This is a genomic window from Paracoccus sp. J39 (assembly GCF_000518925.1).
Lineage (GTDB): Bacteria > Pseudomonadota > Alphaproteobacteria > Rhodobacterales > Rhodobacteraceae > Paracoccus.
Genome location: NZ_JAEN01000019.1, coordinates 25,500 through 45,656, shown reverse-complemented (window position 1 = coordinate 45,656; position 20,157 = coordinate 25,500). Strand labels below are relative to the sequence as shown.

The following is a 20,157-nucleotide window of genomic DNA, read 5'->3' as shown; positions in this document are numbered from 1 at the left end:
CGCCCAGAACGAGGAGGTTGACATGACCGGAGATTTTTCACGCTGGCGCGGCCCGAACGCGAAGCATCGCGGCTATTCGGGCGTGCTGATGCAGCAGGGCCGGCTTTACACCGACTCGGACTGGAACGAAAACACGGCCATCCAGACCGAGCGCATGGAAAGCGCGCTTGCCCGCGTCATCGGGCCGGGCGGCACGCCCAAGACCGCGCCGGGCTTCGCCATCACCGCCGGCGCGGGCGGCTTCGGCATCGGCGCCGGCAGCTATTGGGTGGATGGCGTCCGGGTCGAGAACCCGGCGCCCGTCTCCTATGCCGACCAGGGCGGCGGGCTGAACCTGGAGCCGCTGGCCGAGATCGTGCAGGACGGCGCCGAGATGCTGATCCATCTGGAGCTGCGCAAGGATGAGGTCTCGGCGCTGCAGGACGGGCTGCTGGCCGATCCGGCGCTGTCGGGCGTCGATACCGCGGTGCGCGAGCGCGCGCATTGGCGCGTCGCCATCCGCCCGGTGACGCTGACCGATGCCGAGCGCGCCGAGATCGTCGCGCGCGCCGGCTGCGGCCATGCCCCGGACTTTCCCGACTGGCGGCCCGGCACCGGCCGGATGAGCGCCGGCACCGCCCCCGCCGCCGACCTGCCCGACGACAGCGACTGCCTGATCCCGCCCGATGCCGGCTATCTGAGCCAGGAGAACCAGCTTTACCGCGTCCAGATCGTCCGGGGCGGTACGCGGGCGCAGGCGCGCTTCGTCTGGTCGCGCGAGAACGGCGCGGTCGCCGCGCGGCTCGGCCGCAACGAGGGCGGCGAGTTCATCCTGCTGGGCGCGCGCGAGGACGAGGCGCTGGGTTTCCCCTCGGGCGGCTGGGTCGAGGTGCAGGACGACCGCGACGCGGCGCTTGGCCGGCCAGGCACCTTCACCCGCATGACCCTGACCGAGGGCGTGGCGACCTTCTCGCCCGGCATCGGCAATTTCGACCAGATGGTGAACCCGCGCATCCGGCGCTGGGACCATGGCGGCGCCTCGGCGCTCGGCCTGCCGCTGACGGGCGCGCCGACCCTGCTGGAGCGCGGCGTGCAGGTCGCCTTCACCGATGGCAGCTATGTCGCGGGCGACGCCTGGATGTTCGAGGCCCGCGCCGCCACCGGCGCGGTGGTCTGGCCGCCCTATCCCGGCGCGGCGGACGAAGCGGTGCCGCCGATGACCTGGGGCGTGCGGCGGGTGCCGCTGGCGCTGGCGCGGCGCGCGGGCGACGGCATCGCCCAGATCACCGACCTGCGCGCCACCTTCCCGGCGCTGACCTGCCTGCAGGCCGAGGATGTCGGCTATGACGACAGCGCCACCGGGCTGGGCGCCGAGACCGTGCAGGAGGCGATCGAGGCGCTGGCCGGCCGCTCGGGCCAAGGGCTCTGCACGGCGCTGGTGCGCAACCGCGACGAGCTGCGCGCCGCCGTCGAGGCGCTGCGCCCCGGCCAGAGCATCCGGCTGTGCCTGACCGGCGGGAATTTCCAGCTGCAGCAGACGCTGCGCCTTGAGCGGCTCGGCCATGTGATCGTGCAGGGGACCGGGCCGCAGACCGTGGTCTCGGTCGCCGAGGGCGAGGCGGCGCTGCTGTTCCGGGGCTGCGCCTCGGTGCGGGTCGCGGACCTGTCGGTGAATGGCGGGCCCAACGGCGATGGCGGGCGGCGCGGCGGCCGCCATGGCGCGCTGACCATGCTGGGCTGCGGCGACATCAGCGTCGCGCGGGTGCGGGCGCGCTGCCGGCCGGGGCCGGACCGCGCCTCGGCCTGCATCGCCAGCATCGGCGCGCTGGGACGGCGGCAGGAGGTGCGGGTGCGCGACTGCGCCTTCAAGGTCGGCCAGGCGCAGATCGGCCTGCTGATCGTCGGCGCCTGGCGTGCGGTCGTGCAGGACAACAGCTTCGTCCCGCTGCCCGGCCGCGAAGGCAGCGCGGCGCTGCGGCTGGCGACCGACCGTCGCATTCTGGCGCGGATCCGCCGGGGCCTGCTGCGCTTCGGCAGCCTTGACGTGCAGCCCGACCTGACGGCCTATCAGACCGACGGGCGACAGCTGCAGGGCCGGCCGATCTCGCTGCCCGAGCTGATCTTCGGCGGCTCGCTGGGCGAGGTGCCGCTTTACCGCCGCGGCACGGTGATCCTGCGCGGCGATCCCGAGGTGCTGCGGCTGCTGGCGACGCTGGCCCCGGGCGGCGCGCGCGGCCGCATCACCGACCCGGCCGAGATGCGGCGGCGCATCTCGAACCTGATCACCGAGGCGGCGGCGAACCAGGGCCGGGTCGTCTTCAACGGCCGGCCGCTGCGGCTGCTGCGCCCCGAGATCTTTCGCACCGCGGCAGGCGCCTATATCGGCGAAGCCATCTGCATCGCCGGCCCCGCCGTCGAAGAGGCGCAGGTCAGCGGCAACCGCATCGAGGGCGCCGATTGCGGCATCCGCATCGCCGCCTCCTCGGCGCGGGACGAGGTGCCGCCGCGCTGGCGCGACCACCGGCCGGGCAATGCCATCCGCCATGCGCTTGTCAACGGCAACACCATCCTGCTGCGCCCGGCCAGCACCGCCACCCCGGCCTTCGGCCTGTTCATGGGCCATGGCGACCGGCTGCTGGCCAGCCAGAACAGCGTGCTGGGCGAGGACCAGCCGCTTCGGGGCGGCCTGCCTTCCCCGCATTTCGGCTTTTGCCAGTTCGGCTGGCACGGCGATCAGCTGGTCTGGTCCGAAAACCGCGCCGCACAGCTGACCAACGGCTTCGCGGTGATCCCCGCCCTGCGCGAGGCCCGGGCCGGGATCTGGCGGCTGCGCGACAATGCCGCGCCCGACACGCTGCGCGCCTATGTCGTGGCCGCCGGCGTGGCGATCAGCTAGAAAACGCTTTGGCAACAGCCGGCTGCATGCTAGGATCTTTCCGTCGAAGGCGGTCTTTGATCGTCACAGGTAGCCAAGCGCGAGATATGCGTCGCGAGTCGCTGTTCAGTCTCAAGTCGTAAGGTGCTGTTCGAATCATCCGGAGACATGGACGAGGCGGGACATACCCGCCTCTACCCATTTTCAGGACTGCATCTTCAGCGCAGCCCCTCGCAGAACCCCTTGATCCGCGCGCAGGCGTCCGTCAGCACCGCGTCCGAGGTGGCGTAGGAGATGCGGAAATGCGGCGCAAGCCCGAAGGCCGCGCCGAAGACCACCGCCACCCCGGTCTCGTCCAGCAGCGCGGTGGCGAAGGTCTCGTCATCGGCGATGACCGTGCCGCCGGCCGAGGTCTTGCCGATCAGCGCCGAAATCGAGGGATAGACGTAGAATGCCCCCTCCGGCACCGGGCAGACGATGCCGGGGCAGGCGTTCAGCCCCGCGACCACCAGGTCGCGCCGGCGCTGGAAGACGGCACGGCTTTCCGCGATGTAATCCTGCGGCCCCTGCAGCGCGGCCAGCGCCGCATATTGGCTGATCGAGCAGGGATTCGAGGTCGATTGCGATTGCAGCTTGGCCATGGCGCGGATCAGTTCCTCGGGCCCGGCCCCATAGCCGATGCGCCAGCCGGTCATGGCATAGGCCTTGCTGACGCCGTTCATGGTCAGGGTACGGGATTTCAGCCCCGGCTCGACCTGCGCCGGGGTGACGAAGCGGAAATCGTCGAAGACCAGATGCTCATAGATGTCGTCCGACAGCACCCAGACCTGCGGGTGGCGCATCAGCACCTCGGTCAGCCCGCGCAGGTGCTCTTCGCCATAGCCCGCGCCGGTCGGGTTCGAGGGCGAGTTCAGGATCAGCCATTTCGTCCGCGGCGTGATCGCCGCTTCCAGCTGTTCTGGGGTGATGCGATAGCCGTTCTGCATGGCGCCCTCGATCACCACCGGCGTGCCGCCGGCCAGCAGCACCATGTCGGGATAGCTGACCCAATAGGGTGCGGGGATGATCACCTCGTCGCCCGGGTTCAGCGTCGCCATCAGCGCATTGTAGAGGATCTGCTTGCCGCCGGTGCCGACCGTCACCTGAGCGGGCGCATAGTCCAGCCCGTTTTCCCGCGCGAACTTGTCGCAGATGGCGCGCTTGAGTTCCGGGATGCCGTCCACCGCGGTATAGCGGGTATGGCCGGCGTCGATGGCGGCCTTGGCGGCCTCGCGGATATGCGCGGGGGTGTCGAAATCCGGCTCGCCGGCGGACAGGCTGATGATGTCCCTGCCCTCGGCGGCCAGGTCGCGGGCGCGGCCGGTGATGGCGATGGTGGGCGAGGGTTTGACGCGGGCGAGCGTCTGCGACAAAAAGCTCATCGAATTCATCCTGCGGCTGGGTCGCCTCGTCATAGGCGCCCCCCCGCGGACAGGCAAGCCGGGGACGAGCATGGACGAGCATGAGGCAAGGCTGAAACGGTTGCGGATGCGCAGCTGGCGGCGGGGCACCAAGGAGATGGACCTGATCCTGGGCCCCTTCGCCGACAGCGAACTGGCCGGGCTGGGCCCCGAGGAGCTGGACCTCTACGAGGCCGTGCTGGCCGAGAACGACCAGGACCTTTATCCCTGGATCACCGCGCGGCTGGGCGATGCCCGGCCGGGACCCGCGCCGCTTCTGCCCATGCTGGACCGGGTGGCGGCCTTTGCCCATGCCCGGCTGACCCGGAAATAGCCGCAATTTTAGCGAACCGCGCCGGGATTAACCGAAGATTGGGAAATATGCGGCATGGTGGCGGAAACGAGGCCATCAACGGAACCCGCATATGCAACAGCGCAGCTCTGCCCAAACGGTGCCCGCCCTGCGGCCCATGCCGCGGACCGGCCGGACCGAGGCTTATCTGGAAAGCCTGCAGATGCTTGAGCGTCTGCACCGGCTTCTGCTGGATCTGGTCAAGGACGAATTCGAGCGGCTGGGCCGGTCCGAGCTGACGCCGGTGCAGGCGCTGCTGATCTACAATCTCGGCACCTCCGAGGTGACGGCGGGCGAGTTGCGCTCGCGCGGGATGTATCAGGGCTCGAACGTGTCCTACAATCTCAAGAAGCTGGTCGAGCTGGGCTATGTCCATCACGAGCGCTGCGAGATGGACCGCCGCTCGGTCCGGGTGCGGCTGACCCCCGCCGGGCAGGAGGTGCGCGATTGCGTGGCGCGGCTGTTCATGCGCCATGCCGAAGGGCTGGACCTGTCCGGCGTGCTCGACGATCCGCCCATCGAGACGGTGAACCTGCAATGGCGGCGGGTCGAACGCTTCTGGGCGGAACAGATCCGCTACATCTACTGAAAGCGCCGCTGCCGAACGCGCCGCCGGGATGCATGGCCCGGCCGCGCCATCATGCCCGGCCCGACGCGAATCGGCCAAGGGGGCCTCTTCCCGCCGGCCGGTCCTGGGGGCGTCGGGCCGGGCATGATCCTGGCGGCACAGCTGCCGCGCGAAAAGGCGGGCCGCCGCGGGAAAGAGCGGCCGCCAGGCGACAGGGCCGCGCCATCCGCGCGGCGCTTTGCGCTTGCGGGCCGGCGCCTACCAGTGGCCGGTATTCTCCATGCTGGCCCAGGGTTCCTGCGGCGGCAGATGTTCGCCTTCCTGCAGCAATTCAATCGAGATGTTGTCGGGGCTGCGCACGAAGGCCATGTGCCCGTCGCGCGGCGGCCGGTTGATGGTCACGCCCGCATCCATCAGCTTCTGGCACATCTCGTAGATGTTCTCGACCCGATAGGCGAGATGGCCGAAATGCCGGCTGTCCGAGGGCAGGCCCTCGTCCCCGTCCCAGTTCCAGGTCAGTTCGACCGGGCATTCCGGCTGGCCGGGCGGCGCCATGAAGACCAGGGTGAAGCGCCCCTTCTCATTGTCGATGCGCCGCGTCTCCTCAAGCCCGAGCAGGCGGAAGAACGCCATCGTCTTTTCAAGATCGAGCACGCGGACCATGGTGTGCAGATAGCGGACCTTCATCGTCATCCCTTTCCCTTTCGTCGCCGCCAGACTGGCATGCCGGCGGCCTGACCGCAATGTGGGACGATTGGCTGCACCCGCCGCGCCCACACTGCCGGTTGATTGAATCACCCGTCGGTGCCACAAGATATGCCCAACAGCACGAAGGATTCCGCCATGCCCCTGACCCCCGAACAACAGGCCGAGATCGACGAGTTGCGCGCCCACCCGCGCCCCACCCTGCGCGCCGTCTCCGAGGGGATGGAGCGTCATCTCTACAAGGCGCATCCGGTGCTGGACCACGGGCTGGTGCGGGTCATCGACTACATGGGCGACGACGGCGCGATCACCCAGGCCGCGCGCGTGAGCTATGGCCGCGGCACCAAGTCGGTCAGCAATGACGAGGGGTTGATCCGCTATCTGATGCGGCACTGGCACTCGACCCCCTTCGAGATGTGCGAGGTCAAGTTCCACGTCAAGCTGCCGGTTTTCGTCGCCCGGCAATGGATCCGCCACCGCACCGCCAACGTGAACGAATATTCGGCGCGCTACTCGATCCTGGACCGCGAATTCTACATTCCGGCGCCCGAGCACCTCGCCGCGCAATCGACGGTGAACAACCAGGGCCGCGGCCAGGTGCTGGAGGGCGACGAGGCCGCCCGCGTCCTGGACCTGCTGCGCGAGGACGCGATGCGCAGCTATGACCATTACGAGGCGATGCTGAGCCAGGAAGGCCAGCAGGGTCTGGCACGCGAGCTGGCACGGATGAACCTGCCGGCGAATGTCTATACGCAATGGTATTGGAAGGTGGACCTGCACAATCTGTTCCACTTCCTGCGCCTGCGCGCCGATGCCCATGCGCAATACGAGATCCGCGCCTATGCCGAGGCCATCTGCGGCATCGTCCGGGACTGGGTGCCCTTCGCCTATGCCGCCTTCGAGGATTACCGGCTGGGCGGGGTGCAGCTTTCCGCCAGGGGCGTCGAGGTCTTGCGCCGCCGGCTGGCGGGCGAAGAGGTCACGCAGGAGAACAGCGGCATGAGCAAGGGCGAGTGGCGCGAGTTCGAGGCAGTCTGGGGGTGAACCGCGTTGCGACGATTTTCAATATTTCGTTGCGACAACCTCAAATTCCTGTGCGTTGACGCGACGTCATCCAAGACTTCCCCTGTCGGAACCCGAAGCCGATAAAGGACAGCGAACAGGATGAATACGACAATTCGGCTGGCTTTGGCCGCCTCGCTTCTGGCGAGCGGCGCCAGCCACGCCCGTGACGGCACGCTTTCGATCGCCATGCTCATTCCGGGCAAGATCGACGATAACGGTTTCATGGAGGCCGGCTATAACGGCCTTCTGAAGATCGAGAAGCAGTTCGGCGCACAGATCGCCTATATCGATCAGGTGCAGCCGGAACAGGACCAGCTGGAACAGGCGCTGCGCACCCTGGCCCGGAAAACCCCCGACATGGTCATCGCCCATGGCGGCCAGAACAACGAGGCCGCCAGGGCCGTCGCGGCCGAGTTCCCGGAGATTCCCTTCGTCGTGGTCCAGGGCGGCGTCACCGGACCGAACCTGTCGAGCTACGAAGTGCTGCAGGAGCACAGCGCCTGGCTCGGCGGCGCGGCCGCGGGGCTGTTGACGCAGTCCGGCGTGGTCGGCCACATCTCGGGCATCCGGGTGACGCCGGGGCTGAAGGGGCGCGGCGGCTTTTACAACGGGCTGATGCATACCAGGCCCGACGCGAAATTCCTGACGATCTTTGCCGGCAACCAGGACGATACCAAACTGGCCGCGCGGGTGGCCAAGGCCCAGACCGACCAAGGCGCCGACATCATCTTCACCATGCTGAACGCCGGCCGCCAGGGCGCCACCGACGCCATGCGCGCAGCCGGCGCGAAGCAGATCGGCAATGTCATCGACTGGACCAAAGTCGAGCCCGATGTCTTCATCGCCTCGGCCATCGCCGATGTCAGCATTCCCAGCGTGCAGGCGGTGCAGGATCTGATGGACGGCACATGGAAGCCCGAAACCGTCAAGCATATGGGGCTGGAAAACCCCGAGGCGGTCTCGCTGACTCTGTCCGATGCCGTCCCGGCCGAGATCCGCAGCCAGATCGACACCCTGCGCGAGCAGATCGTAAAGGGAGAGATCGCGGTCTCGACCGAATATTCCGGGCCGGAACTGGAGATGTAACCAGCGGGTCGGGGCGGCGCCTAGAGCGCCGTCCACCCCCCGTCGACCGAAATCGTCGTACCGGTGATCTGCTCGGCCGCCGGCGAGCACAGGAAGACCGCCGTGCCGCCCATCTGCTCGACCGTGGCGAACTGCCCCGAGGGCTGGCGCTGCAGCATGACCTTGGCGATCACCTCCTCGCGGCTCATGTTATGGGTCTTCATCTGGTCGGGGATCTGCTTTTCCACGATGGGGGTCAGCACATAGCCGGGACAGATGGCGTTGCAGGTGATCGGCTCCTTCGCGGTCTCCAGCGCTGTCACCTTGGTCAGGCCGACAATGCCGTGCTTGGCCGCGACATAGGCCGACTTGTATTCGCTGGCCGTCAGACCGTGCGCCGAGGCGATGTTGATCACCCTGCCCCAGCCGGCCTGGCGCATCAGCGGCAGCGCCGCCGCCGTGGTGTGAAAGGCGGAGCTCAGGTTGATGGCGATGATCGCGTCCCATTTCTCGGCCGGGAAGTCCGGGATCGGCGCGACATGCTGGATGCCGGCATTGTTCACCAGGATATCGCAGGCGCCGGCCTTCTCGATCAGGGCGCGGCAGTCGGCGCCCTTGGACATGTCGGCCTGGATATAGCGCACCTTGACGCCATGCTCGGCGGCAAGGCTATCGGCCAGCGCGTGATCCTCGGCCGCGTCGGTGAAGCTGTTCAGCACGAGATCCGCGCCCGCCCGCGCCAGCTCATGCGCGATGCCAAGCCCGATCCCAGAATTGGAGCCCGTCACCACCGCCGTCTTGCCGCCAAGGAATTTCTCGAACATCGCCGCCTCCACGTCCGCGTTGCTGTTGCGGCCGCAGCATGGGGAAAAAGCCGGCGCCGCACAAGCTTGGACGCCAGGGGCCCGCGGGGCGCAGGAATCCGGCAAGACCGCACATTCCGTTCACTTTTTCGCGTGATCGATTCCCCCGGCCGGGGCGGACCCGTCCGGGACGGCGAACGGCCGGGAAAAGCCGCAAAATCCCCAAGAAAAAAGCGCCCGCACGAGGCGGGCGCAAGTCATGAGGCAGGTTTCATACAGGCAAGAAACCTATCGAGCAGTGCCTTATCTATACGCTTTTCCCCCCATGAGTCCAAGGCGTAAGTTTGCCTCATGGTGAACGGGCGGCTAATCTGCGCGCGGACAGGATCAACGACCCGGAAATCAGGGCAATCGAGCATGCGATTCTTCAAATTTACTAACGAATCCGCGATCTGGCGGCGAATCGCGCTGTGCCTGTGTGTTGCATCCATGCCGCTGGCAAGCCCTGCCGAACCCATGCATGCCATTGCAATGTATGGAGAACCTGCGCTGCCGCCCGGCTTCACCCACCTGCCCTATGCCAATCCCGAGGCGCCCAAGGGCGGCACGATTCGCCTGGCCGAGACGGGCAGCTTCGATTCGCTCAATCCGTGGATCCTGATGGGCAATCCGGTCTGGCCGATCTTCACCCAGCCGGGGCTGCTGGCCGAGTCGCTGATGACCCGCTCGATCGACGAGCCCTTCACGCTTTACGGCCTCCTGGCCGAAAGCGTCGAGACCGATGCCGAGCGCAGCTGGGTCGAATTCACCCTGCGGCCCGAGGCCCGGTTCTCGGACGGCACGCCGGTGACCATCGAGGACGTGCTGTGGTCCTATGAGGTGCTGGGGACCAAGGGGCATCCGCGCTATACCGCCGTCTGGTCCAAGGTCGAGACCATGGAACAGACCGGCCCGCGCTCGGTCCGCTTCAGCTTCAACACCCCCGACCGCGAGCTGTCGATGCTGATGGGCATGCGGCCGATCCTGAAGAAGGCGCAATGGGAAGGGCGCGATTTCAGCCAGTCCAGCCTGATGGTCCCCATCGGCTCGGGTCCCTATGTCATCGACAAGGTGGATCCCGGCCGCGCGATCACCTTCCGCCGCAATCCGGACTATTGGGGGCGCAATCTGGCCGTCAGCCGGGGCCTGCATAATTTCGACGTGATCCGCTACGACTATTTCGGCGATGCCTCGGCCATGTTCGAGGCCTTCAAGGCCGGCGAGATCGATGTCTGGCGCGAGCTGGTCGCGGCGCGCTGGGACCGCGACTTCGATTTCCCCGCCATGCGCGACGGCCGGATGGTGAAATCCGAGATCCCGCACAGCCGCCCCTCGGGGATCATGGGGCTGGTGATGAACACCCGCAATCCGCTCTTCGCGGACTGGCGGGTGCGGCAGGCGATGATCGAGGCCTTCAACCACCGCTTCATCAACATGACGCTGACCGGCGGCAAGGACCCGCGCATCACCAGCTATTTCGCCAATTCCGAACTGGCGATGCAGCCCGGCCCGGCCAGCGGACGCGAGGCCGAGCTGCTCGCCCCCTTCGCGGACCAGCTGCCGCCCGGCACCGTTGACGGCTACGCCCTGCCCGAGGGCGGCGAGCGCGCCATCGACCGCAAGGGCATCCGCGCCGCGCTGGACCTGCTCGGCGAGGCGGGCTGGACCGTCCAGCAGGGCGAGCTGCGCGACGCCCAGGGCCGCCCCTTCAGCTTCGAGATACTGCTGAACCAGTCCGGCAGCGCCATGCGCACCAGCGCCGAGATGCGGCAGATCGTCGACATCTTCGTGCAATCGCTGCGCAACCTGGGCATCCGTCCCAAGGTGACGCTGCTCGATTCGGCGCAATATGTGGAACGCACCAACAACTACCAGTTCGACATGACCTGGTACGAGCGCGGGCTGTCGCTCTCGCCCGGCAACGAGCAGCGGCTTTACTGGGGTCGCGAGGGCGTGACCAAGCCGGGCAGCCGCAACTGGATGGGCATGGACAGCCCCGCCGCCGAGGCGATGATCGCCGAGATGGGCCAGGCCCGCACGCATGAGGGTTATGTCGCCGCGGTCAGGGCCCTTGACCGGATCTTAACCGCCGGACGCTATGTCATCCCGGTCAGCTATTCACGGATTTCCCGCTTGGCCCATCGCGCCGACCTGGATTATCCTGAAAACACGCCGCTTTACGGTGACTGGCCCGGCTTCATGCCAGAAACCTGGTGGCAGGAGGAAAGAGAATGAAATTCAGTCGGATCGCAACCGTCCTGATCGTCCTGGCGCTTGCCGCGTGCAATACCGTGGCCGGCGTCGGCGAGGACATCACCGGCGCCTCGCGCCTGGTTCAGGGCGGGCTTGGCGGAGGAGGCTACTGATGAAATGGGTGCACGTCCGCGACAACTGGCCCGCCTTCTTCGAGGCCATCGTCGAGAAATGGCCCACGGCCGATGAAAGCGACCTGGAGGAGATCGACGGCGACCAGCGCGCCTTCATCGCCTATATCGCCGAGGTCACGGGGCAGGAGATCGACGAGACCAAGGACGAGATCCGCGAATGGCTGGCGGGCGAGATCCCCTCGGACATCGTCATGGACCCGATCCACGACAATCATTCGATCAAGCTTTCCTCGAAATATGTCGGCGAGGGCGAGGACGAATATGACGACGACGCCCGGTTCGGCGATGACGACGAGGTCCCGGACGACGGCGACTGAGCACAGCCTTCGGCCGGCCCCGACGGGCCTGCCGCGCCGCGGGGCCCGGCCGCGATGATCCGGGGCGCGCGGACGGCTGGTCCCCCTCCTGACGGCTGGCCCCGTCCTGACGCGATCCGCCTTCCCATCGCCGCAGCGGCGAAAGCCGGGGCCGCACCGGCTCCGGAAGGCGGGAACCGCACCCGACCGCCAGCCGGGCCGAGCGTTCCTCGGCCAGCCCCATGCCCGGCGAGGCCGGCGGACCAGCGAGTCCACTCCTCCGGCGTTGCCCGGAATGCCCGCCCGGCTCCCGTTCTCCCAATACTCTCGGGGAGTACGGGGGCGAAGCGCCCCGGCTGCTCCAGGACCGTCAGGCGTCGAGGTCGATCCAGACCGGGACGTGATCGCTGGGCTTCTCCTTGGCGCGCTCGTCGCGGTCGATACCCAGGTCGATCAGCAGATCGGCGGCTTGCGGCGACAGCAGCACATGATCGATGCGGATGCCGTTGTCTCTCTGCCAGGCGCCCGCCTGGTAGTCCCAGAAGGTGAAGGGGCCGCGCGTGCCGTCCGGATGGCGCAGGCGCACCGCATCCGCCCAGCCGTCGAAGACGATCCGGCGCAGCGCGGCACGGCTTTCGGGCTGGAACAGCGCGTCGTCCCGCCATTTCTCGGGAAAGGCGGCGTCGCGCGGCTCGGGGATGACGTTGTAGTCGCCCAGCATCACCGCCGGCATCTCGGTCGCCAGCAGCGCCTTGGCCCGGGCGCGCAGCCGCTCCATCCAGGCCAGCTTGTAGTCGAATTTCGGCCCCGGCTGCGGGTTGCCGTTCGGCAGGTAGAGCCCGGCGACGCGCAGGGCGCGGTGGCCCACCACCGTCGCCTCGATATAGCGGGCCTGCTCGTCGCCGTCGTCGCCCGGCAGGCCGCGGCTCACATCCTCAAGCGGCTGCTTCGACAGGATGGCGACGCCGTTGAAGCCCTTCTGGCCATGCGTCTCGATGTTGTAGCCCAGATCGGCGATCGGCTCGCGCGGGAAGCCCTCGTCCTGGCACTTGATCTCCTGCAGCACGACCACGTCGGGCTGCGCCTCGGAAAGCCAGCCGGTCAGGGTTTCGATGCGGGCGCGGACGCCGTTGATGTTGAATGTCGCGATCTTCATGCGTGCGAGACTAGCGGGCCGCGCCGGTTCGCGCCAGATCAGATCGGGGCCGGATCAGATCGAGAAGGAGGTGCCGCAGCCGCAGGACGAACTGGCATTCGGGTTGTCGATGGTGAAGCGGGCGCCGATCAGCTCGTCCGCGAAGTCGATGACCGCGCCGGCCAGGAAGGGCAGCGAGACCGGATCGACCACCACGCTCTGGCCGCCGCCCTGCAGCACCAGATCGTCCTCGGCCGGGTCGTCCAGCCGGATGTCGTATTGAAAGCCCGAGCAGCCGCCGCCCGCCACCGCGACCCGCAAGGGCCGGGCGGGGCCGTCGCCATTGATCTCGGCCAGGCGCGCAAAGGCGCGCTCGGTGACCCTGGGGGGCAGGTTCAGACCTGTGTTCATGGGGCGTTCCCGTTTCCGTCGTCCGGCATGGAATATAGGGTTCGCCGCGAAGCCCCGCAAGGAAGCGACGAGATGATGGCACCCTATGCCTGCCAGCCCGAAGAAAGCCGCGGCCGCCGCTGGCCCGAGCGCATGTCCACCTTCCGCAGCCCCTGGCAGCGCGACCGCGACCGCATCATCCATTCCAGCGCCTTTCGCCGGCTGAAGCACAAGACCCAGGTCTTCGTCGAGCACGAGGGCGACTATTACCGCACCCGCCTGACCCATACGATCGAGGTGGCGCAGGTCGCCCGCACCATCGCCGGCACGCTGGGGCTGAACACCGACCTGGCCGAGACCGTGGCGCTCGCCCATGACCTGGGCCACCCGCCCTTCGGCCATACCGGCGAGGATGCTCTGGCGGCGCTGATGGCGCCCTATGGCGGCTTCGACCACAATGCCCAGGCGCTGCGCATCGTGACCCGGCTGGAACGGCATTACGCGGATTTCGACGGGCTGAACCTGACCTGGGAAAGCCTCGAGGGCATCGCCAAGCACAACGGGCCGGTGACGGGCGATCTGCCCTATGCGCTGGCCGAGGTGAACGCCGAATGGGACCTGGAGCTGCACAGCAATGCCAGCGCCGAGGCCCAGGTCGCGGCGGTGGCCGACGACGTGGCCTATAACCACCACGACCTGCATGACGGGCTGCGCGCCGGGCTGTTCACCGAGGAGGATCTGGCGCAGCTGCCGGTGGTGGGCGAGGCCCTTGCCGAGGTCGACGCGCTGCATCCCGGGCTCGAGCCGATGCGGCGGCGGCACGAGGCGCTGCGCCGGGTCTTCGGCATCATGGTCGAGGACGTGATCGCCGTGGCGCAGAACCGCCTGGCCAGCCTGCAGCCGCAGAGCGTGCAGGAGATCCGCGACATGGAGGGGCCGATCATCCGCTTCTCCAAGCCGCTCTACCAGAATCTCAAGGCGATCAAGCTGTTCCTGTTCCAGCGCATGTATCGCGCCCCCTCGGTGGTGATCGAGAGGAAGCGCGTGACCGAGATGCTGAACGGGCTGTTTCCGCTGTTCCTGAACGACCCCTCGAAGATGCCCGAGCATTGGTTCACGGCCGCCGAGGCCGCCGGGGACGAGACCGGCCGGGCGCGGGTAGTGCTGGATTACGTCGCCGGCATGACCGACCGCTTCGCCATCCAGGAGGCGCAGCGCCTGCTGGGCTGAGGGAAGGGGGGGCTTTGCCCCCCGCCGGCCCTGCCCCTCGCCGGGGGCCGGGCCGGCTCCCCCCAGGATATTTGGGCAAGAAAGAAGGGCGTGCTATTCGGCCGTGTCGTGTTCCTGCAGCCATTGCCGCATCATCTCGATCTCGGCCTGCTGAGCGTTGATGACCTCTTCGGCCAGCTTGCGGACCTGCGGGTCCTGGCCGTGTTCCAGCGCGACCCGGGCCATGTCTATGGCGCCCTGGTGATGCGGGATCATGCCGCGCATGAAATCGACGTCGGCATTGCCGCTGTAGTCGATCATCATGTCCTGATGCATCCGCTCCATCGCCTGCCGGTAGCCGGCGGTCGAGGGGCTGTCGTCATGCCCGGCGTGATCCCCGGCCGAATGGTCCTGGGCGACGGCGGGCAGGGCGATCAGCGCGGCAAGGGTGAAGGTGGCGAGGCGCATGGCTTTCTCCTGTCGTGGCAACGCGCCAGAGAGAAGCGCGGCAGGGCGCCGGGGGCAAATGACAAACCCGTCAGCGCAGGAAGATCAGCGCCATGCCCAGCACCGCCAGCAGCGCCCCGGCCCAGGAGGTCGCCGAGGGCCGCGCCCCGATCATCGCCCAGAGCACCGGCAGGATCAGCACCGGCGACAGCGCCGAGAGCGTCGAGACGATGCCGACCTTGCCGCCCTGCAGCGCAAACATCAGCAGCGTCATGCCGATCACCATGGCGATCAGGCCCGACAGCGCGGTCAGCAGCAGCACGCGCGGCGTCGGGGCCGCGCGCGGCTGCACCGCGCGGATCGGCAGGGCCATCAGTAGGGCCAGGCAGGCGACCGCCACGCCCACCCGCACCAGCGAGGCGACATAGGGATCGAATCCCGTCGCCATCACCGGCCGCGCGATCAGCGATCCCAGCGCCTGCCCCGCCGCCGCCATGAGCCCGAAGCCCGCAGCGACCCAGACCGAGCCCTGCACCGCCTCGAACCGGTGCCCGCCCGAGCGGCCGGGCCGGCCCAGCACCGCCATGGCCACGCCGAGGGTGGACAGCATTACCCCCAGAACCGCCGGCAGCGACAATTGCTCGCCCAGGGCCAGCCAGCCCATCAGCGCCGCCATCGGAGCGTTCAGGGCGAAGAGCGCCCCCGAGCGCCTTGGTCCCAGCCGGATCAGCGCGACGTAAAGCAGCGTATCGCCCAGGAAGATGCCGATCACGCCCGAGAGCGACAGCCGCCAAAGGTCCTCGGCCGAAATGCCCTGCCAGCGCCCGGTGGCGACCACGATCGCCGCCAGCATGGCCGCGACCATGGCCTGGCGCAGCCGGTTGAAGCCGAAGGCCCCCAGCGCCTGCGCCGCCGATTGCGACAGGATGCCGGTGATGGCCCAGCAGGCCGCCGCGCCCAACGCCGCAAGTTCATGCACCGGCATGCGGTTTTTTCTCCCCCTCGTTCTGCACGGGATAGGCCGGCGATTGAACCCGCGCAAGGGATCGCGCGTTCAGCCGGCAGGTCACGGCAGAAAAGGAGAACGGCGATGATCGTGAATTCCGGTTCGGCGAAATGGGAGGGCGGGCTCAAGGACGGCAAGGGGGCGCTGTCCACCAAGTCCGGGGCGCTGAGCAACCAGCCCTATGGCTTCAACACCCGCTTCGAGGGGCTGCCCGGCACCAACCCCGAGGAACTGATCGGCGCGGCCCATGCCGCCTGCTTCAGCATGGCGCTGTCGATGATCCTGCAGGAGGCGGGGATCGGCAATGTGAAGATCGAGACCACCTCGGAGATCGGGCTGGCCAAGGAGGGCGACGGTTTCGCCATCAAGACCGCGCATCTGAACACCCGGATCTGGGGCGACGGCGACAAGGCGGTGATCGAGGACTGCGCCCGCAAGGCCGAAAAGGGCTGCCCGGTCAGCAAGGTGCTGAATGCCGAGGTGACCATGGACGTGACGGTGGGCTAGGGCCGGGAGGCCGGAACGCAATCCCGCGAGGGTGCGCGGCGCGAGTCGCGTCCCCGCCCCGTGGGTGATTCCGCCATCCGGCAACTGCCGCGGCATATGGCAGCTGGACGGCCATGCCTCCTGCAACTGCGGCGCCAGGACGGCGGCAATGCCGGCTGGCGGGCGGCCAGGGGCGGGGCGAGCTTCACCCGGCCGGGCCGCTTGCCGTCGTCACCACCGCTGTCGAGAATCTGCCCGGTTTTCGAAGCTCGGACGGGCGGGACGATCCACCCAGAGCGGGAGCCAGCTACGGCGCGACCTCGGGCGGCAGGCTGCGTCGACCTTGCCGCGGGTCTCGCCGGCCGAAGCGTCGCGCGCATTCGGAAACCCTCGGCGGCTGCGCCGGGCTGGACAGGAATCGCCATCGAGGGCGGGCCGCGGCCATGCCCCGGCGGCTCGGGGCGACGACGGGCATCGAGCCCGCGGCCGGGCGCTGTCCCGACAGCACGGAAAGATGACCGATTTGATACAATTGCGCAGTCGCGCAGGGCGGCCGCGCGCGCTACAAGCGCGCGAAGCGGCGCCCGGCGCCCGGTGCGTCTTCATCCTTGTCGCCCGGCGCGCAGGCGGTCCGGCCGACTGTCATGGAGCATCGCATGCGCAAGCCTGTCGCCCTTGTCCTGATCCTTGCGGCCCTGGCCGCGGTTCTGGCCGTTCTCGCCGGCCTGGCCGAAGGAAAATCCGCAACTCCGAATTATCTGAGCGCCCGGGTCAGCCGCGGCGATGTCGAGGTTTCGGTCCTGGCCGAGGGGCGGCTGAAGCCGCAGAACCTCGTCGCCGTGGGGGCGCAGGTCTCGGGGCGGATCACGGAACTGGCGGTGGGGCTGGGCCAGCGGGTGGAGCAGGGCGACCTGATCGCCCAGATCGACTCGGTCCAGCAGGCGAACGAATTGCGCACCGCCAAGGCCGCCCTGGCCAATCTCAGGGCGCAGATGGCCGAGCGCCAGGCCGTGCTGACGCTGGCGGAAAAGACCATGGAGCGCCAACAGAGCCTGATCCGCTCGGCCGCCGCCGCGCGCAGCAGCTTCGAGAGCGCCGAGCAGGAGGTCGAGGTCGCCCGCGCCCAGATCGCCGCGCTTGAAGCGCAGATCGCCCAGGCCGAGGTCGCCATCGAGATCGCGCAGACCAATCTCGACTATGCCCGCATCACCGCGCCCATCGACGGCACCGTGCTGGCGATCGTCAGCCAGGCCGGGCAGACGGTGAACGCGGTGCAATCCTCGCCCACCATCGTGGTGCTGGGGCAACTGGATCGCATGGACGTGCATGCCGAGATCTCGGAGGCGGATATCGGCAAGGTGCAGGCCGGCCAGAAGGTGCGCTTCGTCCTGCTCGACGACAGCGGCAGCAGCTACGAGGGCGTGCTGGCCTCGATCGCGCCGGCGCCGCAGAGCATCGTCAACGACGGCGCCATCCAGGGCGGCAGCACCGACAGCAGCAGCACCGCGATCTATTACACCGGCATCATCCCGGTGGCCAATCCCGACGGCCGGCTGCGCAGCTACATGACCGCGCAGGTCAGCATCATCCTGGGCGCGGCGCAGGACGTGCTGACCATCCCCGCCAATGCGCTTGGCCGGCGCAACCCGGACGGCAGCCACGAGGTCCGGGTGCTGGCCGAAGGCGGCGGGATCGAGACCCGGAATGTCCGGATCGGCCTGAACGACAAGGTGGTGGCCGAGGTGGTCTCGGGCCTTGACGAGGGCGAGCGGGTGATCACCGGCGAGCCGGGGGCCGGCCCGGCAACAGGCGCGGGCTCGGGCGGCGGCGCCGGCCGCAGCGGCCGGGGGCGCATGATGGGTCCGCTGGGTGGCTGAGATGGGCGCCCCGCTGATCCGGCTGCGCGGCATCGGCCGCGCCTACCCTTCGGGCGAGGGCAGGCTGCAGGTGCTGCAGGACATCGATCTCGACATCGCGCGGGGCGAGTTCGTGGCCATCATGGGCGCATCGGGCTCGGGGAAATCGACGCTGATGAACATCCTGGGCTGCCTCGACCGGCCCAGTTCGGGCAGCTACCTCTTGGACGGGCGCGAGGTGGCGCAGCGCGATTCCGGCGCGCTGGCCGCGCTGCGCCGCGAGTTCTTCGGCTTCATCTTCCAGCGCTACCACCTGCTGGCCGAGATGACGGCGCTGGGCAATGTCGAGGTGCCGGCGATCTATCGCGGCCTGCCCGCCGAATCGCGCCGCGCCAAGGCCCGCGCCCTGCTGGACCGGCTGGGCCTGGGCGACCGGCTGGGCCACAAGCCGGGCCAGCTGTCGGGCGGCCAGCAGCAGCGGGTCTCGATCGCCCGGGCGCTGATCAACGACGCGCGGGTGATCCTGGCGGACGAGCCGACCGGGGCGCTGGACAGCCGCAGCGGCGACGAGGTGCTGGGCATTCTCGAACAGCTGAACGCCGAGGGCCGCACCGTGGTCATCGTCACCCACGACCCGAAGGTCGCGGCGCGGGCGCATCGCGTGGTCGAGATCGCCGACGGCCGCATCATCGCCGACCGCCGGCCCCCGCGCACCGCGCCCGCACCCGCCACCCCGCCGTCCCCCGGGGAAGCCGGCGGGGCCGGCCGCGCCGCCGCCCCGGTGCTGGGCCGGCTGGCCGAGGCGCTGCGCATGGCGGTGCTGGCCATGCGCGCCCACAAGCTGCGCAGCTTCCTGACCATGCTGGGCATCATCATCGGCATCGCCTCGGTGGTCTCGGTGGTGGCGCTTGGCGAGGGGTCGCGCCGGCAGGTGCTGCAAAACATCGCCGGGCTGGGCACGAACACGCTGCAGATCATGCCGGGGCGGGATTTCGGCGACATGCGCTCGGGGCGGGTGACGACGCTGGTCATGGCGGACGGCGCGGCGCTGGCGCGCCAGCCCTGGGTCGCCTCGGTCAGCCCGACGGTCAGCACCAGCCAGACCCTGCGCCACGGCGCCACCGAGGCCAGCGCCCAGATCAGCGGCGTGGGCGAGCAGTATTTCGACGTGGCCGGCATCAGGCTGACCGAGGGCCGCGCCTTCGACGCCGGCGACGTGGCCGCGATGACCCAGAACGTGGTCATCGACCAGAACACCCGCCAGAGCCTGTTCGGCGACGGCCAGGCGCTGGGGCGGACCTTCATGGCGGGCAAGGTGCCCTTGCGGGTGATCGGCGTGGCCGAGGTGCAGAACCGCGGCCCCGGCGGCAGCACCAGCCTGGGGGTCTATGCGCCCTATACCACGGTGCAGGCGCGCTATCTGGGCACCACCAGCGTCAGCGGCCTGACGCTGCGGGTGGCCGACGAGGTGGACATGGCGCTGGCCGAGCAGTCGGTGACCGAGATCCTGATCCAGCGCCACGGCAGCAAGGATTTCTTCATCGTCAACAACGACCAGATCCGCGAGGCCATCACCTCGACCACGCAGACGCTGGCGCTGCTGATCGCGGCGATCGCGGTGATCTCGCTTCTGGTCGGCGGCATCGGGGTGATGAACATCATGCTGGTCTCGGTCACCGAGCGCATCGGCGAGATCGGACTGCGCATGGCGGTCGGCGCCCGGCGCGGCGACATCCGCGCGCAGTTCCTGATCGAGGCGGTGCTGGTCTGCGTCATCGGCGGCGCGGCGGGCATCCTGGCCGCGCTCGGCTTCGGCCTGGCCTTCGAGCGGCTGAGCAGCGATTTCACCCTGGTCCATTCGCCGCTGGCGATGGCGGCGGCGCTGGCCAGTTCCTGCGGCATCGGGCTCGTCTTCGGCTACCTCCCCGCCGTGAACGCCGCCAAGCTCGACCCCGTCGCGGCGCTGGCCAAGGGGTAGGATCGGCGCCCCGGTCGCCGGCCGCGCCCGTGCCCGCATGGCAACAGCGGCGACGCTATCGAAGGCATGGCGGCTCC

19 protein-coding genes are annotated in these 20,157 nt (G+C 68.8%); 12 read left to right on the top strand and 7 right to left on the bottom strand.

The window, feature by feature from the left end; all coding sequences use genetic code 11:
• Nucleotides 1-22 precede the first annotated feature (22 nt).
• Complete coding sequence (locus tag L632_RS0116400) at nucleotides 23-2,875, top strand: DUF6519 domain-containing protein (protein WP_028717143.1); 2,853 nt, start codon at nucleotides 23-25, stop codon at nucleotides 2,873-2,875.
• A gap of 197 nt (nucleotides 2,876-3,072) precedes the next feature.
• Here L632_RS0116400 and L632_RS0116395 read toward each other — a convergent pair whose 3' ends face one another.
• A complete protein-coding gene (locus tag L632_RS0116395; RefSeq protein ID WP_028713678.1) occupies nucleotides 3,073-4,275 on the bottom strand; it encodes a pyridoxal phosphate-dependent aminotransferase in 1,203 nt (400 codons plus the stop codon).
• A 70-nt stretch (nucleotides 4,276-4,345) separates the two neighbouring features.
• Between L632_RS0116395 and L632_RS0116390 the strand changes: the two genes are divergently transcribed.
• Together L632_RS0116390 and L632_RS0116385 are read left to right on the top strand one after the other, a co-directional pair.
• Entirely contained in the window at nucleotides 4,346-4,627 is a 282-nt protein-coding gene (locus L632_RS0116390) for a succinate dehydrogenase assembly factor 2 (protein WP_028713677.1), read from the top strand.
• Between the two features lie 91 nt (nucleotides 4,628-4,718).
• Nucleotides 4,719-5,234 carry a MarR family winged helix-turn-helix transcriptional regulator gene (locus L632_RS0116385; protein ID WP_371255997.1) on the top strand — a complete coding sequence of 172 codons (516 nt, stop codon included), beginning with the start codon at nucleotides 4,719-4,721 and terminating at the stop codon, nucleotides 5,232-5,234.
• Nucleotides 5,235-5,471: 237 nt separating this feature from the next.
• Here the strand turns inward: L632_RS0116385 and L632_RS0116380 are convergent, their stop codons facing one another.
• A complete protein-coding gene (locus L632_RS0116380; protein WP_028713675.1) occupies nucleotides 5,472-5,900 on the bottom strand; it encodes a VOC family protein in 429 nt (142 codons plus the stop codon).
• A gap of 156 nt (nucleotides 5,901-6,056) precedes the next feature.
• On the opposite strand from L632_RS0116380, the gene thyX reads away from it, so the two are divergent.
• A complete protein-coding gene (thyX, locus tag L632_RS0116375; RefSeq protein WP_028717142.1) occupies nucleotides 6,057-6,962 on the top strand; it encodes an FAD-dependent thymidylate synthase in 906 nt (301 codons plus the stop codon).
• A 120-nt stretch (nucleotides 6,963-7,082) separates the two neighbouring features.
• Nucleotides 7,083-8,069, top strand: coding sequence for a BMP family protein (locus L632_RS0116370; protein ID WP_028717141.1), 987 nt, complete (start codon nucleotides 7,083-7,085; stop codon nucleotides 8,067-8,069).
• A 20-nt stretch (nucleotides 8,070-8,089) separates the two neighbouring features.
• Here the strand turns inward: L632_RS0116370 and L632_RS0116365 are convergent, their stop codons facing one another.
• Nucleotides 8,090-8,872 carry a 3-hydroxybutyrate dehydrogenase gene (locus L632_RS0116365; RefSeq protein ID WP_028713672.1) on the bottom strand — a complete coding sequence of 261 codons (783 nt, stop codon included), beginning with the start codon at nucleotides 8,870-8,872 and terminating at the stop codon, nucleotides 8,090-8,092.
• A 396-nt stretch (nucleotides 8,873-9,268) separates the two neighbouring features.
• Between L632_RS0116365 and L632_RS0116360 the strand changes: the two genes are divergently transcribed.
• Genes L632_RS0116360 through L632_RS0116350 form a run of 3 tightly spaced genes read left to right on the top strand, consistent with a single transcriptional unit; the run spans nucleotide 9,269 to nucleotide 11,594 of the window.
• Nucleotides 9,269-11,125: an extracellular solute-binding protein gene (locus tag L632_RS0116360; protein WP_028713671.1), complete on the top strand. Its 1,857-nt coding sequence runs from the start codon at nucleotides 9,269-9,271 to the stop codon at nucleotides 11,123-11,125.
• Nucleotides 11,122-11,256: a hypothetical protein gene (locus L632_RS25080; protein ID WP_256380445.1), complete on the top strand. Its 135-nt coding sequence runs from the start codon at nucleotides 11,122-11,124 to the stop codon at nucleotides 11,254-11,256. Before L632_RS0116360 ends, L632_RS25080 begins: the two co-directional genes overlap by 4 nt.
• On the top strand, nucleotides 11,256-11,594 hold the full coding sequence (locus tag L632_RS0116350; RefSeq protein WP_028713670.1) for a hypothetical protein: 339 nt from the start codon (nucleotides 11,256-11,258) through the stop codon (nucleotides 11,592-11,594). Before L632_RS25080 ends, L632_RS0116350 begins: the two co-directional genes overlap by 1 nt.
• A gap of 349 nt (nucleotides 11,595-11,943) precedes the next feature.
• On the opposite strand, the gene xth is transcribed toward L632_RS0116350, so the two are convergent.
• Together xth and L632_RS0116340 are read right to left on the bottom strand one after the other, a co-directional pair.
• Nucleotides 11,944-12,729, bottom strand: coding sequence for an exodeoxyribonuclease III (gene xth / locus L632_RS0116345; RefSeq protein ID WP_028713669.1), 786 nt, complete (start codon nucleotides 12,727-12,729; stop codon nucleotides 11,944-11,946).
• Nucleotides 12,730-12,783: 54 nt separating this feature from the next.
• On the bottom strand, nucleotides 12,784-13,119 hold the full coding sequence (locus tag L632_RS0116340; RefSeq protein ID WP_028713668.1) for an iron-sulfur cluster assembly accessory protein: 336 nt from the start codon (nucleotides 13,117-13,119) through the stop codon (nucleotides 12,784-12,786).
• Between the two features lie 72 nt (nucleotides 13,120-13,191).
• Between L632_RS0116340 and L632_RS0116335 the strand changes: the two genes are divergently transcribed.
• Entirely contained in the window at nucleotides 13,192-14,328 is a 1,137-nt protein-coding gene (locus tag L632_RS0116335) for a deoxyguanosinetriphosphate triphosphohydrolase (RefSeq protein ID WP_028713667.1), read from the top strand.
• Between the two features lie 93 nt (nucleotides 14,329-14,421).
• Here the strand turns inward: L632_RS0116335 and L632_RS0116330 are convergent, their stop codons facing one another.
• Both L632_RS0116330 and L632_RS0116325 read right to left on the bottom strand, forming a co-directional pair.
• Entirely contained in the window at nucleotides 14,422-14,775 is a 354-nt protein-coding gene (locus tag L632_RS0116330; protein ID WP_028713666.1) for a DUF305 domain-containing protein, read from the bottom strand.
• A 70-nt stretch (nucleotides 14,776-14,845) separates the two neighbouring features.
• Entirely contained in the window at nucleotides 14,846-15,739 is an 894-nt protein-coding gene (locus tag L632_RS0116325) for a DMT family transporter (RefSeq protein ID WP_028713665.1), read from the bottom strand.
• A gap of 105 nt (nucleotides 15,740-15,844) precedes the next feature.
• Here L632_RS0116325 and L632_RS0116320 point away from each other — a divergent pair, with 105 nt between their 5' ends.
• The 3 genes from L632_RS0116320 (at nucleotide 15,845) to L632_RS0116310 (ending at nucleotide 20,080) form a co-directional block, all read left to right on the top strand.
• Nucleotides 15,845-16,267 carry an OsmC family protein gene (locus L632_RS0116320; RefSeq protein ID WP_028713664.1) on the top strand — a complete coding sequence of 141 codons (423 nt, stop codon included), beginning with the start codon at nucleotides 15,845-15,847 and terminating at the stop codon, nucleotides 16,265-16,267.
• 635 nt (nucleotides 16,268-16,902) lie between these two features.
• On the top strand, nucleotides 16,903-18,123 hold the full coding sequence (locus L632_RS22905) for an efflux RND transporter periplasmic adaptor subunit (protein WP_036698605.1): 1,221 nt from the start codon (nucleotides 16,903-16,905) through the stop codon (nucleotides 18,121-18,123).
• A 1-nt stretch (nucleotide 18,124) separates the two neighbouring features.
• Nucleotides 18,125-20,080, top strand: coding sequence for a MacB family efflux pump subunit (locus L632_RS0116310; RefSeq protein ID WP_028713663.1), 1,956 nt, complete (start codon nucleotides 18,125-18,127; stop codon nucleotides 20,078-20,080).
• Nucleotides 20,081-20,157 lie beyond the last annotated feature (77 nt).